Origin of the sequence: Rahnella sp. Larv3_ips (genome assembly GCF_003697865.1) — a bacterium.
Classification (GTDB): Bacteria; Pseudomonadota; Gammaproteobacteria; order Enterobacterales; family Enterobacteriaceae; genus Rahnella; species Rahnella rivi.
Genome location: NZ_MJIB01000005.1, coordinates 689,046 through 704,596, shown reverse-complemented (window position 1 = coordinate 704,596; position 15,551 = coordinate 689,046). Strand labels below are relative to the sequence as shown.

The window sequence follows — 15,551 nt, the reverse complement described above, 5'->3', positions numbered from 1 at the left end:
ACAGCACTTTACCGCCAGACCCTGCTGAGAATATTGCGCTGCAAGGATTTATCAGTATCATGCCAGGGGTGGCGTAAATAAAACGCTACAGAAGCTTCACCGGCAGGTGACAAAAACCTGCCAGTGAGGCTTTTTTGTTGTACTATTTCGCGAGTACACCGCGTCGGCATTTCAACGTACGATTTAGACATTTATCCTTCAGGTCAGTGATGGATTTTCATCAGATGAGCAACGAGGCTCCCAGGGAATTAAGGACAGCGTTAATGACACAACCCATTTTCATGGTAGGCGCGCGTGGCGCGGGCAAAACGACGGTTGGAAGTGCTCTGGCCAATGCGCTGGGCTATAAATTTTCCGACACCGATCTGCATTTGCTGCGCACCTCCGGCCTCAGTGTGGCTGATATCGTTGACCGTGAAGGCTGGCAGGGTTTCCGCCGCCGTGAAACCGAGACGCTGAAAACGATCAGCTCACCGCTCACCGTGGTGGCGACCGGCGGAGGCGTGGTGCTCTCTGCCGAAAATCGTGAGTTTATGCGTCAGGCCGGCACCGTGATTTATCTGCGTTCACCGGCCTCTACGCTTGCCAACCGTCTGGAAGATGCGCCGATGGAAGACCAGCGTCCGACGCTGACGGGCAAGCCGATTACTGAGGAAATGATGCAGGTGCTGAATGAGCGTGAAGCGTTGTATCAGCAGGCCGCTCATCATGTCGTGGACGGCACGCAGGATCCCGCACAGGTCGTCAATGCCATCATGGATGCCCTGGCATTACAGATGGTGCGCTGAACGCCTGGCGTGGACATAAAAAACGAGCCCTGATGGCTCGTTTTTTTATGCCCGCACAGGCAGGATTTTGGCAGGCGTAAACAAAACGGGCCATCAGATGTGCAGTGCGTCACGACCGGGCGATATTGCCCTGGTGAATGCATAGGCGTAAAGTAATAACTCAGGTGATTACTTTACACTTCCACAACGGACCCCATGATGAAACCCCTGATGTCATTCTTTCACCAGCATAGCAAAGCGATGCCCGCTATCTGGTCGATCACGATTATCCTCGTTGAAGCCTCTATTGCGCTGTATATTTTGCGTAATCTTTAATCGCTACATTCTGCTGGGTTTTACATCCGTCACCTCATAAATACTCGGCATTATTCCCCCTCCTTCTCTTTATTAAATGGTCTTAGGATTATCTTTAAGCATATTCCTTAACCGCAATTTCATTTGCGCAAAAATAAACGCCTTGACGCTGACACGTATCAGCACTATTTTTCAAACAACTTAACAGGAACCTTGTTCCACATATCGGAACTTCTCTCTTTATGAGCACATTAGAGAATGCGACGTCAGTGCTGAAGTTATTTTCCCGGCAGGGTGTCAGTCAGGGGCATCCGGGTTTGTCATTCAGTGATGTGGTGAGCAGTTTACAATTGCCAAAAAGTACGGTTTCCCGATTATTAATGACGATGGAAACGCAAGGGCTGTTAGAGCGTGATCCGGATAGCCGTTTATATCGCATAGGAAAATTATTACTGGCGGTATCCAGCCATTATCTTTCGACGCCGCTGGTGGATGCGACATCACCTTATATGACGCAGCTGAGCCAGCTGACCCAGTGCACCGGATACGTGTCGATACTGGAAGGGCGCGACATTATGGTCATGCGCATGTTTCCCGGCAGGACGTATCTGCAGGTGATGACACCGGCGGGCAGCCTGCTGCCTGCGCATGAAACGGCCATTGGCCGGGCGATCCTGGCCCGCTACAGCGACGAAGAAGTGCGCGAGCGTTACAAGGGTATTTATCACGTGAACTCGGCGAATTCGCCGAAAAGCATCGATTTATTATTAGTGCGCCTGGCTGAAATCCGGCAGACCGGTTTGTCTTTTGCCAACAACGAAACGTTGCAGGGCATCAGTTCTTTAGCCACCAGCATTTTTAATAAACACCGCAATGAAATTGTAGGATTAGGTTTGTCGTTCTCTTCACCTTCTGAAGGAAAGGGCATACCGGACGGAATAAAAGACGGTTTGATTGCCGTTACCCGAAAAATTGCTGAGAAACTCGGTGATGATGACTGGGGAAATAATCTGAAGTTGTCCGATTTGCAGTAAATACGTCAGGCGTGACTGCTGACGTTAAAAGTAAAGCGAGTACCAGACCGACACCAGGGCTTATTTTTAGCCAGCACGACACAATGACTGTTCCAATGATGAACAGCGTTCGTAACCGTTTTAGCTCGTGCGCGTTTGCGCCGGTTACGTGTTTTAAGAGGATTTTGTGATGAGTTTTGCCAACACATTGACGATATCTGAGTTTCTCCGTTCACTGCGTCTTTCCGGGCTGTATGGCCTGAAAGATGGGAAATCACGCTTATGATGACTTCTTTTGCGACCCTGACCATTGGACAGGCACCGCGCAGCGATATTATGCCGCTGCTGACGGCGCATCTGCCGGACGAACCCGTGACACACTTCGGGTTACTGGACGGCCTAAGCAGGGAGCAAATAGAGCAGCGTTATGCGCCGCAAGAGGGCGATGCAGTGCTGGTCGCCGTTTTGCTGGATGGTTCGCAGATTTTACTGTCTGCAGCCAACGCCGAACGCGGACTACAGGAAAAAATCGATCAGCTGGAAGCGCAGGGATGTACCACGATTTTGCTGCTGTGCGGTGGCGAGTTTGGTCAGTTACACGCAAGCAGTGCATTGCTGATTGAGCCTGAACGCATGATCCCTCCGTTGATCGGTGCGATGGTGGGGACGCATCGCGCAGGAATCGTGGTGCCGGTGGAATCGCAGATTGGCTGGCAGGCCAATAAATGGCGAAAACTGGAAAAACCACCGTGCTTTGCGGTAGCCAGCCCGTATTTAACGGACGATCAGGCACTGACGGAAGCGGCTAAACGCTTTGCTGAGCAGGGGGCGGAAGTGGTGGTGCTCGATTGTATCGGGTACAACCATCATCACGTTAAAGTGCTGGAGCAACATCTCGATGTGCCGGTGCTGCTGGCGAATGTGCTGATGGTGCAACTGGCGGCAGAACTGGTGGCGTAACCGGTGACGGGCTGCGGTGATTGCAGAAAGGTGACTCCCCACAATGGCACTGTGCAGACGTAAAATCAAATCAGTGATGACGCTTTGCGGGCGGTGTCGTCTGGTGCGGATAAACCTGTAATAATCAGTGACAGCAGCGGGTTTTTGCCCCTAATATGGAAGCTCTTAAATTTATCGCAAAGGGCCAATCAATGTTGAAAAATAATGAGTATTTTGACGGGAAAGTAAAATCGATTGGTTTTGACAGCGAAAGTACGGGTGCCGCCAGCGTTGGCGTGATGGCCGTCGGTGAATACACATTTGGCACAGCAAAACCGGAAGAAATGACGGTCATCAGTGGCTCGCTGAAAGTGCTGATCCCTGGCTCTCCGGACTGGCAGGTGTTTAAGCCAGGCGAAACCTTCTACATTCCGGGCAAAAGTGAATTCAACTTGCAGGTGGGTGAAACCACCTCATACCTGTGTAAATACCTGACCAAGTAATTCCTTCAGACACAATAAATGTAAAAAAGGCGCCCAATGAGCGCCTTTTCTGCATTTGGCATACGGTGTTAGCGTTGCGCTTCGCCGCCCAGCGCTTCAATCAGATTCTGAATCAGCGCCGCCAGTTCTCCGGTCATCAGCACGAAATCAGCATCAAAGCGGCCTGCGAAATCTTCGCGGTCGATATCTTCGTTTTGATCACGGATCACGTCACTGAATTTCAGACGCTTGATGCTGCCGTCATCGGCCAGTACCACGGCGATGCGTTCCTGCCAGTCTACCGCCAGCTTGGTCACCAGTTTGCCGTTCTCAATGTGGGTGGCGATTTCGTCGCTGACCAGCGCCTGTTTCTTACAGCGGATCACGCCGCCTTCTTCCAGAATCGCTTTCAGCTCGGCTTCGTCCTGCAATGTAAAACCGGCCGGCGTGTCGCCGGAACGCACCCATTCCGTCAGCGTCAGTTCGATCGGGCTTTCCATCGTTAATGGCACGACCGGCAGTGAACCGAGGCTTTTGCGCAGCAGCGCCAGCATGTCTTCGGCTTTTTTGGCGCTGGCGGCATCGACCATGATCAGGCCGTTCACGGTATCGATCCACATGAACGTCTGGCTGTAGCGGCTGAATGCGCGCGGCATCAGGCTGTGCAGCACTTCATCTTTCAGGGAATCTTTTTCGGTTTTCTTCAGCTTACGGTGTTGTTCACCTTCGAGCTGGTCGATCTTGGCCTGTAACTCCTGTTTGATCACCGGAGAAGGCAGGATTTTTTCTTCTTTACGGGCGCAGATCAGGATCTGGCCGCCGTTGACGTGAGTCAGCGCGTCGCCACCGTGAGAACCCATCGGCGAAACCCAGCCGGTTTTCGCCATGTCCTGGCTGCCGCACGGGGTAAAGGTGAAAGCGCTGAGCTGTTTTTCCATTTCGTCAGCAGATAACGAAACTTCACGGCTCAAACGGTAAACCAACAAATTCTTAAACCATAACATGGCGTTATCCCTGTTCCGGCGCACTCGTGGTACGCTGAATAAATGAATGCAGGGCGGCATGATAACCAATTGAGAGTCCGTCGTCGTTAAGAAATCACCGCGCCCTGTAACATTGCATAACAGCTTATTCTGGTGACAGACGCCTCTGGCTTCTAAACTGAATAAACACAAAAAAACTGACCCTGCAAAGTGTAAAAGGAGAACAACACGTGCGAATTGGCATTGATTTAGGCGGCACAAAAATAGAAGTCATTGCGTTATCTGATGAAGGTAAAGAGCTGTTTCGCAAACGGGTCGATACGCCGAGAAATGACTACGAACGCACGCTGAAAGCGATCGAAGGGCTGGTGCTGGACGCTGAAAAAGCCACCGGTCAGCACGGCAGCGTGGGGCTTGGCATTCCCGGCACGCTTTCTCCGTTTACCGGTAAAGTGAAGAACTCAAACTCCGTGTGGCTGAACGGACAGCAGCTGGATGAAGATCTGGCGCTGCTGCTCAACCGTGAGGTGCATATTGCCAACGACGCCAATTGCCTGGCGGTGTCCGAAGCCACCGACGGCGCAGGCGCGGGCCGTCAGACCGTGTTTGCCGTGATCATCGGCACCGGCTGCGGTTCAGGCGTGGCGCTGCACGGCGTGGCGCACGCAGGCGGCAACGGTAATGCAGGCGAATGGGGTCACAATCCGCTGCCGTGGCAGGATGAAGAAGAAATCCAGTTCGCCCGCGAAGTGCCGTGTTACTGCGGGAAATCAGGCTGCGTCGAGACGTTTGTTTCCGGTACCGGTTTTGCCGAGGACTACTTCCGTCTTTCAGGCCAGCGTCTCAAAGGTGCAGAGATTATTGCGCTGGTGGAGCAGGGCGACGAAACCGCTGAACTGGCACTTGGCCGCTACGAACGTCGTCTGGCAAAAGCGCTGGCGAACGTGGTGAATATTCTCGACCCGGATGTGATTGTGTTCGGTGGCGGCATGAGTAACGTTGATCGTTTGTATCAGACCGTTCCTCTGCTGGTGAAGCAGTGGGTATTCGGGGGGGAATGCGAAACCCCTATCCTCAAAGCCGTTCACGGCGATTCCAGCGGCGTGCGCGGTGCCGCCTGGTTGTGGCCGCAGTCGCGTTTTGCGTTGTAAGCCATCATCAGCTTTCAGGGGCGCAGAATTTGCGCCCCTGATTTCATTCAACACTCCCCATTTAAAGCGCCATCTCCCGTTTAAAGACGTCCAGCGTATGCGCCTTCACGCGGATAAACTCCGGGTGGCTCATGATTTCTGAACCACGCGGGCGGGGAAGATCGAAAGGTACGATTTCCGCAATCTGCGTTGGCCGTCGCGTGAGCAGTAAGATTTCATCCGCCAGAAATACCGCATCTTCCAGATCGTGAGAGACAATCAGCATGGTGACGCCGGTTGCCAGCTGCACTTCCTGCAATTTATCGCGGATAAACAGCGTCATTTCAAAATCCAGCGCCGAGAAAGGCTCGTCGAGGAACATCACTTCCGGACGCGTCGCCAGCGCGCGCATGATGCACACGGTTTGCTGCTGGCCGCCGGAAAGCTCGTACGGATAGCGTTTCAGGTCGAAGCGGATATCAAACATCTGCGTCAGTTCTTCAACCCGCGCGTTCACTTCAGCCTTACTCATGCCGTGGCGCACCAGCGGATAGGCGATGTTGGCGCGCGCGCTCATCCACGGAAACAGCGCGTCGCGGTAGTTCTGAAACACATAGCCGATGGTGGTCTGCGCCAGCGTCTTGCCGTCAAACAGAATGTCGCCTTTATCAACCGGAATCAGCCCGGCAATCATGTTCATTAACGTTGATTTACCGCAGCCGTTCGGGCCGAAGATCGAGACGATTTTTCCGCGCGGCAAGTCCAGATTGAGATCGGTATACAGCGGCTGTCCGGCAAAGGCTTTGGTCAGGCCGCGAATGGTCACATGGGTATCCGGTCGCGTGGCGTATTGCGGCAGTTGCGGGCCTTTGTAACCGGGGTTCAGCGAGAGAGGTTGCGTCATGCTTTGCTACTCCAGTGGACAGTTTTTTTCTCGATCAGCAAAAAGGCCAGATTCAGTAAGTAGCCCAGCGCACCGGTGATCAGGATCGAGGCGTACATGTCTTTGATGTTGAAGACCTGCTGGGCATCAATGATCCGATGGCCGAGGCCGGTTTCCGAACCGATAAACATTTCGGCGACAATCACGATCACCAGCGCAATCGACACACCGGTACGCAGACCCACGAACGTCTGGGCCAGGCTTTCCATCAGCAAAATGTCTTTGAAAATGTGCCAGCGGGAAATCCCCATCACCCTGGCCGCCATCAGGCGGGTTTTCTTGGCGTTCATCACGCCGTAGGCGCTGTTAAACAGAATGACCAGCACGGCGGCAAAGGCGGCGATGGCAATTTTGTTGGCATCCGTGATGCCGAAAATCAGCATGAACAGCGGGATCAGCGCGGATGAGGGCGTGGAGCGGAAGAAGTCGATCAGAAATTCCAGGCTGCGATAGACCTTTTCATTGCTGCCCAAAATCACGCCGAGCGGGACGCCAATGACTGCGGCGAAGCCGAACGCCACCAGCGTGCGGTATAGCGTCGCGCCGATGTCGGTGCGCATGGAGACATCCGAAAACGACTGAAACATAAAGCCCAGCGTGTCGACGGGAGAAGGCAGCAGTACCGGATTCAGCCATTTGGCGCTCACTGCCAGTTGCCAGAACAGAAACAACAGGACAGGGCCGATCAGTGGCAACAATCTTGAAGACCATGGTGATGTCATCATTTTTCCCCTTATCCCTGATAGATCAGCGAAGCGACATCCACCGGTTTGCTGAAGATTTTTCTTTCGGTAAAGACGTCATAAAATTTCTGGAACCATTGCAGATTCTCGCCTTTTAACCCCGGATACATCACGAAGCCCGGCAGCGGCACTTCTTTCACCAGCGCAGGTTCAATGCTGGTGTAACCGGCGACGTTTTCACGGGCTTTATCAGGATGCGCCGCAATGAATTCCACCGCTTTCTGATAAGCGGCAATAAACTTTTTCGTCTCTTCAGGTTTGCTGGCGATAAAGCTGGAATTCAGCGCCGCCGCGCCGCCAAACCACGGGGCGTCCGCATTGCCGAGCACGTATTTCGAAATCACGCCGGTTTCCAGCGTGCGGGAGAGGTTTTTCATGCGTCCGACGGTGCCGGTGGGTTCGAGCGTATACACACCGTCAATTTGTCCGGCGGCCAGCGCAGGCGCGTGTTGCCCGACCGGCAGTTCAATCACGGAAGGATTGGTGAATCCATTTTTCTCCAGAATGATCTTCGCCATGGTGACGTTTTGGATCCCCGGACCGCAGGCGATCTTTTTGCCTTTCAGATCGCTGATTGCTTTCGCGGTGCTGTTCAGCGGCACCAGAAATTCATCCAGAACCAACTGATGATTGGACGGGTTCGAGCAGATGATTTTGAACAGATCCGGCGAGGTGATCGCCCCCAGCCCGAGTGCGCCGGTGGCCGTACCGTTGGCGCAGCCGTGGATCCTGCCGGTGATCATCCCTTCAACAATTTGCTGCGCGCTGGCAAATTTAACGCCTTTCACGTTCAGCCCGGCCTCTTTGAAGAACCCTTGTTCGAGAGCGACATAGAGAGGCAAACCGCCGACGATAGGCCAGTAGCCGATGCGAATTTCATCATCATCGGCGGCGAAAACGGTGGTCGGGATCATCCCGCCGAGTGTCATGACACCGCCGGTAATCGCCAGCCATTTCATCATTTGGCGGCGTTGTGTATTGACCGGAAGGTTTTCAGGTTTGTCGTTTTTCATCGGCGATCCCCTTGGCTGTTTTGCAGGCAGTGCAGCTTGTACTGCAACTTGTATACATAACAGTAAGCACAGGGCGTGCCAGATCGTTACCCGAAGGAAATAACCGATAATTCAGCAGGTTGACAGGCTGTGACGCACCGTAACGGTGCGATTATTGTGCGGATGCGCAGAGAGGGGATCCACCGCAGGGCAACCGGTAGCAAGATTGCTAGCGGGATGGCCTGCGGGTTGACGTTCAGACTTTAAATTCACTGCTCAGGCGGCTGACACCCAGCCCGTTCACTTTGGTGACTTTGATTTGCACCGGAATGCGATCTTTCATGGCTTCCACATGGCTGATCACACCGATGGTTTTACCTGAGGCATTCAGGCTGTCGAGGGCGTCGAGCGCCGTGTCCAGCGTGTCGGCATCGAGCGTGCCGAAACCTTCGTCGAGGAACAGCGAATCGATACGGGTTTTATCGCTCACCAGATCGGAGAGCGCCAGCGCCAGTGCCAGACTGACCAGGAAACTTTCGCCGCCGGAGAGCGTGCGGGTATCGCGCACCGCATCGGCCTGCCAGGTATCGACCACCTGCAATTCAAGCGCATCGCTGGTTTTACGCTGCAACAGATAACGGCCATGCAGTTTTTCCAGCTGACGGTTCGCCAGATACACCAGGTGATCGAGCGTCAGCCCTTGCGCGAATTTACGGAATTTCGCGCCGTCGCTGGAGCCAATCATCTGATTCAGATAGCCCCAGTCGTCACACGTCAGCTGTGCCTGCGCAATCTGAGCGATCAACGCCTGTTGGTTGCCGCTTCGCGCTTTATCGTCGTTGAGTTTATTGGTTATTTCGCCCAAACGTTGCTGTAAGGCTTTCAGTTGTTGCGCCAGTTCCGCCTGTTGCGCCGTCAGGGCTTCGAGATCGTTTTCTGTTTCACTCAGATGGGCAGGGCGGGCAAGACGATGTTTTTCCAGCTGTGCTTTGGCATCGCTCAGCAATGCGTTCGCCTGCGCCAGCTGTTGTTGCAGATGTTCTTTGCGCTGCTGAAGTTGCTGATGCAGTACATCGTCGAGCAGGGCCAGTGTCACCGCGGCTTCATCGGCAAATCCGCTGGCGCTCAGCGCTTGTTGCCACACCTGTTCCGCCCGCTTCAATTGCTCCGTAGCCTGCAACTGTTGCTGCTGCGTACTCGCCAGCTGACCGGCCAGCTTATCGCGCAGTTCCTGCGCTTTTTGCAGCGCGCCCTGTGCGTCACTGACCGCTTTTTCCGCCGCCTGTTGTTGCTGATGTAAGTGCTCGCGAACCTGCGCCACCTGGCGGTCACCGAACAGTTCAAGGCGTTTGGCATTCAGTTCAGAAAGAGATTTCTCACCTTCCGTGAACAGCTTTTGCAGCCGCGCAAAGTCCTGCTGAGTTTTTGCCTGCGTCTCTTCCAGTCGGGTAACGCGTTCGGTCAGCAACACGCTTTGCTGCTGCACTTTCTGCTGCGCGTTCAGGGCGTCATTCAGGGCATCTTTCGCCTGCTGCAACGCCCGCGCCAGCTGTTCGTGCTGGTTAATCAGATCCTGTGACTGCTGTTCTTCTTCGTCGCGTTCCGCCAGCCACTGCTGAATGGCCAGGGTATCCTGCAATCCGAATGTCAGGTTCAGCGGCGCGCTGAGTCGCTGCCAGTTTTCGGTATGCGCATTCAGTTGCTGGCTTTCCTGCTCCAGCTGGGTTTGCACGCGTGTTTGCTGTTCTTTCAGACTTTTGATTTTCGCTGCCAGCTCAATGCCGCTGGCTTTTGCCGCATCGAATTCCAGCTGCATTTTCTCGACTCGCAGCGCCGTTTCAGAAGGTTTAACCTCCTGATAGTGTTCAATGGCCGGATGGGATGTGGAACCGCACAGCGGGCAGGCTTTGCCGCTTTGCAGATTGGCTCGTTCAGCTTCAAGGCTGACGATCAGCATTTCCTGTTTATGCAATGCTTTGACGTCGTTCAGGTGCTCCAGCTGTTTCTGACATTGCAGGCGGATCGCGCCCAGACGCAGTTCTTCTTCGGCCAGCTGCGTCTGATATTGCGCCAAATCTTTTTGCTGTTGCTGCACGCGCTGGTTCAGCTGAGGGAAAATCTGCGCGAGTGAATACAGCTGCTGGCGCACCGGGCGCAGCTGCGCCAGCTCTGTTTGCCGTTTCTGCCATGCTGCCAGCGGATGCTGTTTTTCCAGCTCAGCCTGACGCTGTTGTGCGGCGTTCAGCGCCTCGGTCAGCGCGGTCTGGCGGGTCTGATGCTGGCGGCTTTCTTCGTCCAGTTTCTGACGTTCGGCGGTCATTTGCACCCGCGTCGCGTTATGCTCACTGACCAGTTTCTGCACGTCACTGACCGACTGTTGCGTATCGGCCAGTGATTTACGCCACTGGATAATTTCGCCATCCAGCGGCAGGATTTTTTCTTCAATCAGCGTCTGCGTCTGACGCTGTTCTTCCGCCTGTTTCAGCCGTGCGGTTTGCGCCTGTTCCACCGCCAGAGTCAGCGGCGTCATTTGTGCAATTTGCTGTTCCTGTTGCTGCGTGAGCTGCGCCAGTTGCTGCACAAGACGTTGCGATTCATCCTGACAACGCTGGCGATCATTGAGTAACGGACGCAGTTTTTCTGCCGGTTCGCTACGTGCCAGCTGCTGCAATTGCGGCGCGGCAGCCAAATTTTCCTGCTCGGCGGCGCTCAGTTGCTGCTGAGACTGCTGAAGTTTTTGCTGCACCTGCTGCCACTGTTGCAGCCAGTTAAGATCCTGCTGGCGCTGCTGCGCCTGCCGGCTGAGGCTGATTTCCTGTGCGTTCAGCTCAGTCAGTTCTGTTTCCAGCGCCTGGCGCTGTTCTTCGCTAAGCAGTTCGATACCGGCCATGCGTTGATGCAAACCGTCCAGGGTGACGCGTGCCTCTTTATGTTGTTCAAACACGCGTTCGGACAGCAGACCGTAGATTTCGGTACCGGTGAGTTCTTCCAGCAGTTCGGCGCGGTCGTTAGCGTCGGCATTCAGAAACGCCGCGAACTGGCCCTGCGACAGCATCATCGATTTGGTGAAACGGCCAAAATCCAGTCCGGTCAGTTCGGCGATAGCATCAAGTTTATCGCGCACTTTATCCGCCAGAATTTTGCCGTCGGCCAGCAAGGCCAGCTCGACTTTTGGCGCCTGTAAATTGCCGTCCGGTGAGTTTTTCGCGCGTCGCTGGCTCCAGAATGCGCGATAGCCGATGCCTTTCACTTCAAACTCCACTTCGGCCAGTGATTCGGCGGTATGGCGGGTCATCAGTTCATTCTGACTTGGCGTGACGTTCAGGCGTGGCGTCTGGTGATACAGCGCCAGACAGATGGCGTCGAGCAGGGTGGTTTTCCCCGCACCGGTCGGGCCGGTGATGGCGAATAAACCGTTGCTGGCGAACGGCTCGGCGGTGAAATCAATTTTCCATTCGCCTGCCAGCGAGTTCAGGTTTTTTAAACGCAGGCTGAGAATTTTCATTGTGCGCTGCCCTCCGTGCTCTGACCGCTGGTGACCTGTTCGACAACCTGGGCGAACAGCGTGCGCATCCGCGTCTGGCGCGGTTCATCCGTATCCGCTTCCAGCGACAATCTGCGCTCAAAAACGTCGCTGACGCTCAGCTCGCTGAGGGTCTCTTTTTCCTGCTGATCGATGCTGTGAATCCGTTGTTCTTTACTGCGGCGCAGTAACACGACCTCCACCGGCAGTTCGGCGGTCAGCGCCTGAATGCGGCGCTGAATGTCGCTGAGATAATCCTGCGTCGCCACTTCAATATCCAGCCAGACCGGTTTTGTGGCATCGCCTCCGGTGAAGTGCGCCAGCTGCTGTTCAATCTCCGCCAGCGAGCCTTTGATGATTTGCATCGGCTGGAAAACGGGGATCTCCAGCGTGTCGATGGCGTTGAGCGTGGCACCGTCGAAATCCAGCAGATAGACGCTTTTGGCTTTGCTCAGCTCATCAAAACTGAGCGGAATAGGGGAACCGCTGTAACGGATATGTTCCGTTTTCGCCACGCACTGCGCGCGGTGGATATGGCCGAGCGCGACGTAATCTACCGGCGGGAACGCCTGCGCCGGAAAGGCATCAAGAGTCCCAATATAGATGTCGCGCACGGAATCAGAGGTGCTGACGCCAACGGTGGTCAGATGGCCGGTGGCGATGATCGGCAGCGGCAGACCCAGTTGGTCGCGTTTGGCCTGCGCAGCGTGGCACAGCGCATCATAATGCGCGGCAATGGCTTCCTGTAAGGCCAGCTGTTTGTCGCTGCCGGATTGCCCTGCCTGACTGGCGATTAAATCGCGCGGGCGTAAAAAGGGGATCGCGCACAGTACGGCTCCCGGCGTACCATTGCGCTGATTTAACACCAGCACTTGCTCAGACAGATCTTCGCCGACGGTGGCGATCACCCGGGTATTGAGACAGGAAAGCAGCTCGCGGGACTCATTTAACGTGGCGACGGAATCATGATTACCGGCCAGCACAATCAGCTGACAGCCGGTGCGTTGTAATTCCACCACGAAGCGGTTATACAGTTCGCGGGCATAGCTCGGCGGTGAGCCGGTATCGAAAATGTCACCGGCCACGATCACGGCATCAACCTGATGATTTTCCACCTGTTCCGTCAGCCAGCGCAGAAAGGCCTGGTGCTCGGCGGCGCGGCTTTTGGTAAAGAAATACTGGCCAAGATGCCAGTCTGAGGTGTGGATCAGGCGCATGAAACTCCCTGTGGTTCGCGGTGCGGTAACAATGGCGCAAAGTATAAACGCCGACGGGGGACGATGTCCTGAGAAAATCGGACGCATTTCAGCAAGATGGCTGTTAAATTGCCGGGTAATGAACCATCCTTTCTATTCATAAATCTGTCACAAAACTGACGCATAATGGCGCCCGCAATCAAATAAAAGATCGCTAACCTATTGGCAGGACCTACGATGGCTAGACGTATATTAGTGGTTGAAGACGAAGCTCCTATTCGTGAAATGGTGTGTTTTGTACTGGAACAAAATGGCTATCAGGCTGTTGAAGCTGAAGATTTTGATTCCGCGGTGGCCCAGCTGGTCGAGCCTTATCCTGAGCTTATCCTGCTCGACTGGATGTTACCGGGCGGTTCCGGTATTCAGTTTATTAAGCACCTTAAACGTGAAGCCCTGACCCGCGAAATCCCGGTGATGATGCTGACCGCACGCGGTGAAGAAGAAGATCGGGTGCGCGGCCTCGAAGTGGGTGCCGATGATTACATCACCAAACCGTTTTCTCCGAAAGAACTGGTTGCCCGCATCAAAGCGGTAATGCGCCGCATTTCTCCGATGGCGGTGGAAGAGGTGATCGACATGCAGGGGCTGAGCCTGGATCCTTCCTCTCACCGGGTGATGGCCAACGAGCAGGCGCTCGACATGGGGCCGACCGAATTCAAATTATTACACTTCTTTATGACCCACTCAGAACGTGTTTACAGCCGCGAACAGTTGCTGAATAACGTCTGGGGCACTAACGTTTATGTGGAAGATCGCACCGTGGACGTGCATATTCGTCGTTTACGTAAAGCGCTGGAAACCAGTGGACATGACAGAATGATTCAGACTGTCCGTGGCACGGGATACCGTTTCTCAACGCGTTATTAATCCCCACAGCGGAGAATCTGTGTGTTAGAACGTTTGTCATGGAAACGGCTGGCCGGCGAATTTTTCCTCTTTTGCCTGCCAGCGATCATTCTCGGCATTTTTGTCGGCCATTTTGGCTGGCTTCTCTTTGCGTCGCTGCTGGCGGCGCTGGGCTGGAACTATTACAACCAGCTTAAACTCTCACATTGGCTGTGGCTTGACCGCAGCATCACCCCGCCAAACGGGCGCTGGAGCTGGGAGCCGCTTTTCTACGGGCTGAACCAGATGCAGATGCGTAACCGTCGTCGTCGTCGCGAATTAGGGCAATTAATTAAACGTTTTCGCAGCGGTGCAGAATCGTTACCTGATGCAGTGGTGCTGACCACCGAAGAGGGCAATATTTTCTGGTGTAACGGTCTGGCGCAGGAACTGCTCGGCTTTCGCTGGCCGGAAGACAACGGGCAGCACATCTTTAACCTTTTGCGCTATCCGGAGTTTCGCGCCTGGATCCAGGCCCGGGATTTCAGCCGTGCACTGAATCTTCAGCTGAATAATGAGCATTACGTGGAGTTTCGCGTGATGCCTTATTCTGAAGGGCAATTACTGATGGTGGCGCGGGATGTCACGCAGATGCGTCAGCTCGAGGGCGCGCGACGCAACTTCTTCGCTAACGTCAGCCATGAGCTGCGTACGCCGCTGACCGTTTTGCAGGGCTATCTGGAAATGATGGAAGACGCCAAGCTGGAAGAGCCGTTTCGTTCCAAAGCGCTGGATACCATGCAGGAGCAGACGCGACGCATGGACGGGCTGGTAAAACAGCTGCTGACGCTGTCGAAAATAGAAGCTTCTGCCAATATGGATTTGCACGAGAAAGTCGATATTCCGGTGATGCTCGGCATGCTGGAGCGTGAAGTGCAGACGCTGAGCGGCGGTCAGCATGAGGTCGTATTCCGTATAAACGACAAGCTGAAGGTCTTTGGCAACGAAGATCAACTGCGCAGCGCGGTTTCCAATCTGGTGTACAACGCGGTCAATCACACCCCGGCGGGCACCCGCATTGAAGTCAACTGGCAGCAAACGCCGCACGGCGCGCAGTTCCAGATAAGCGACAACGGGCCGGGTATTGCGCCTCAGCACCTTCCGCGCCTGACCGAACGTTTCTATCGCGTAGACAAAGCGCGCTCCCGCCAGACCGGTGGCAGCGGGCTGGGCTTAGCGATCGTCAAACATGCCCTGAGCCATCACAACGCCAGGCTGGAAGTCATGAGCGAAGTGGGTGTCGGCACCCGCTTTATGTTTACGCTGGCGCCGCGGTTGATTGTTCCGCAAGACGCCGGTGCGCAAGCTTCCATTAAGCCTTAATCCTCTCAAGCCTGTTATCTGCGGATTTCAGGCTTTCTTACTCTTCCAAATGAACATTTCCTCTAAATGAACATTCTTCCCACTAACGTGAATTTTATTCACGTCCCATGAAGATTCCTCTGTTGCTGATAAGCGTGCTGCATGACACTATCCAATCAAAGACGTTTAGACATCCAGATGTCTATATATAACGCAACGCAATTATTTACTTTGTAAATCATTGGTATTCCGCCATACGCCGCGGGGTGCCTAAAAGG

13 protein-coding genes are annotated in these 15,551 nt (G+C 54.4%); 7 read left to right on the top strand and 6 right to left on the bottom strand.

What is annotated here, in order from left to right:
* Positions 1-263 precede the first annotated feature (263 nt).
* The 4 genes from aroL (at position 264) to ppnP (ending at position 3,537) form a co-directional block, all read left to right on the top strand.
* Entirely contained in the window at positions 264-788 is a 525-nt protein-coding gene (gene aroL / locus ED901_RS12150; protein WP_056770933.1) for a shikimate kinase AroL, read from the top strand.
* A gap of 536 nt (positions 789-1,324) precedes the next feature.
* On the top strand, positions 1,325-2,116 hold the full coding sequence (locus ED901_RS12145) for an IclR family transcriptional regulator (RefSeq protein WP_056770936.1): 792 nt from the start codon (positions 1,325-1,327) through the stop codon (positions 2,114-2,116).
* Between the two features lie 261 nt (positions 2,117-2,377).
* Entirely contained in the window at positions 2,378-3,055 is a 678-nt protein-coding gene (locus ED901_RS12140; protein ID WP_056770939.1) for an AroM family protein, read from the top strand.
* Between the two features lie 191 nt (positions 3,056-3,246).
* The gene (gene ppnP, locus ED901_RS12135) at positions 3,247-3,537 is read left to right on the top strand and encodes a pyrimidine/purine nucleoside phosphorylase (protein ID WP_056770943.1); all 291 of its coding nucleotides are present in this window, start codon (positions 3,247-3,249) and stop codon (positions 3,535-3,537) included.
* A gap of 68 nt (positions 3,538-3,605) precedes the next feature.
* Here the strand turns inward: ppnP and rdgC are convergent, their stop codons facing one another.
* The gene (rdgC, locus tag ED901_RS12130; RefSeq protein WP_056770946.1) at positions 3,606-4,520 is read right to left on the bottom strand and encodes a recombination-associated protein RdgC; all 915 of its coding nucleotides are present in this window, start codon (positions 4,518-4,520) and stop codon (positions 3,606-3,608) included.
* A gap of 209 nt (positions 4,521-4,729) precedes the next feature.
* Between rdgC and mak the strand changes: the two genes are divergently transcribed.
* The gene (mak, locus tag ED901_RS12125; RefSeq protein WP_122096023.1) at positions 4,730-5,650 is read left to right on the top strand and encodes a fructokinase; all 921 of its coding nucleotides are present in this window, start codon (positions 4,730-4,732) and stop codon (positions 5,648-5,650) included.
* Positions 5,651-5,711: 61 nt separating this feature from the next.
* On the opposite strand, the gene ED901_RS12120 is transcribed toward mak, so the two are convergent.
* The 5 genes from ED901_RS12120 to sbcD all read right to left on the bottom strand — a co-directional run bounded on the left by ED901_RS12120 (position 5,712) and on the right by sbcD (position 13,047).
* On the bottom strand, positions 5,712-6,533 hold the full coding sequence (locus tag ED901_RS12120; protein ID WP_056770953.1) for an ABC transporter ATP-binding protein: 822 nt from the start codon (positions 6,531-6,533) through the stop codon (positions 5,712-5,714).
* Positions 6,530-7,294 carry an ABC transporter permease gene (locus ED901_RS12115; protein ID WP_056770957.1) on the bottom strand — a complete coding sequence of 255 codons (765 nt, stop codon included), beginning with the start codon at positions 7,292-7,294 and terminating at the stop codon, positions 6,530-6,532. The genes ED901_RS12120 and ED901_RS12115 overlap by 4 nt, the downstream gene beginning before the upstream one ends.
* Positions 7,295-7,305: 11 nt before the next feature.
* Positions 7,306-8,328, bottom strand: coding sequence for an ABC transporter substrate-binding protein (locus tag ED901_RS12110; protein WP_122096022.1), 1,023 nt, complete (start codon positions 8,326-8,328; stop codon positions 7,306-7,308).
* A 235-nt stretch (positions 8,329-8,563) separates the two neighbouring features.
* Positions 8,564-11,812, bottom strand: coding sequence for an exonuclease subunit SbcC (gene sbcC, locus ED901_RS12105; protein ID WP_122096021.1), 3,249 nt, complete (start codon positions 11,810-11,812; stop codon positions 8,564-8,566).
* The gene (gene sbcD / locus ED901_RS12100; protein ID WP_122096020.1) at positions 11,809-13,047 is read right to left on the bottom strand and encodes an exonuclease subunit SbcD; all 1,239 of its coding nucleotides are present in this window, start codon (positions 13,045-13,047) and stop codon (positions 11,809-11,811) included. Before sbcD ends, sbcC begins: the two co-directional genes overlap by 4 nt.
* A gap of 216 nt (positions 13,048-13,263) precedes the next feature.
* On the opposite strand from sbcD, the gene phoB reads away from it, so the two are divergent.
* Positions 13,264-13,953, top strand: a complete 690-nt coding sequence (gene phoB, locus ED901_RS12095) for a phosphate response regulator transcription factor PhoB (protein ID WP_056770970.1) — start codon at positions 13,264-13,266, stop codon at positions 13,951-13,953.
* A 21-nt stretch (positions 13,954-13,974) separates the two neighbouring features.
* Positions 13,975-15,294: a phosphate regulon sensor histidine kinase PhoR gene (phoR, locus tag ED901_RS12090; RefSeq protein ID WP_122096019.1), complete on the top strand. Its 1,320-nt coding sequence runs from the start codon at positions 13,975-13,977 to the stop codon at positions 15,292-15,294.
* The last annotated feature ends 257 nt before the right edge of the window (positions 15,295-15,551 follow it).

Coding starts and splice junctions, on each gene's coding strand:
- aroL (WP_056770933.1), top strand. CDS start 264: ATGACACAACCCATTTTCATGGTAGGCGCGCGTGGCGCGGGCAAAACG.
- ED901_RS12145 (WP_056770936.1), top strand. CDS start 1,325: ATGAGCACATTAGAGAATGCGACGTCAGTGCTGAAGTTATTTTCCCGG.
- ED901_RS12140 (WP_056770939.1), top strand. CDS start 2,378: ATGATGACTTCTTTTGCGACCCTGACCATTGGACAGGCACCGCGCAGC.
- ppnP (WP_056770943.1), top strand. CDS start 3,247: ATGTTGAAAAATAATGAGTATTTTGACGGGAAAGTAAAATCGATTGGT.
- rdgC (WP_056770946.1), bottom strand. CDS start 4,520: ATGTTATGGTTTAAGAATTTGTTGGTTTACCGTTTGAGCCGTGAAGTT.
- ED901_RS12120 (WP_056770953.1), bottom strand. CDS start 6,533: ATGACGCAACCTCTCTCGCTGAACCCCGGTTACAAAGGCCCGCAACTG.
- ED901_RS12115 (WP_056770957.1), bottom strand. CDS start 7,294: ATGACATCACCATGGTCTTCAAGATTGTTGCCACTGATCGGCCCTGTC.
- ED901_RS12110 (WP_122096022.1), bottom strand. CDS start 8,328: ATGAAAAACGACAAACCTGAAAACCTTCCGGTCAATACACAACGCCGC.
- sbcC (WP_122096021.1), bottom strand. CDS start 11,812: ATGAAAATTCTCAGCCTGCGTTTAAAAAACCTGAACTCGCTGGCAGGC.
- sbcD (WP_122096020.1), bottom strand. CDS start 13,047: ATGCGCCTGATCCACACCTCAGACTGGCATCTTGGCCAGTATTTCTTT.
- phoB (WP_056770970.1), top strand. CDS start 13,264: ATGGCTAGACGTATATTAGTGGTTGAAGACGAAGCTCCTATTCGTGAA.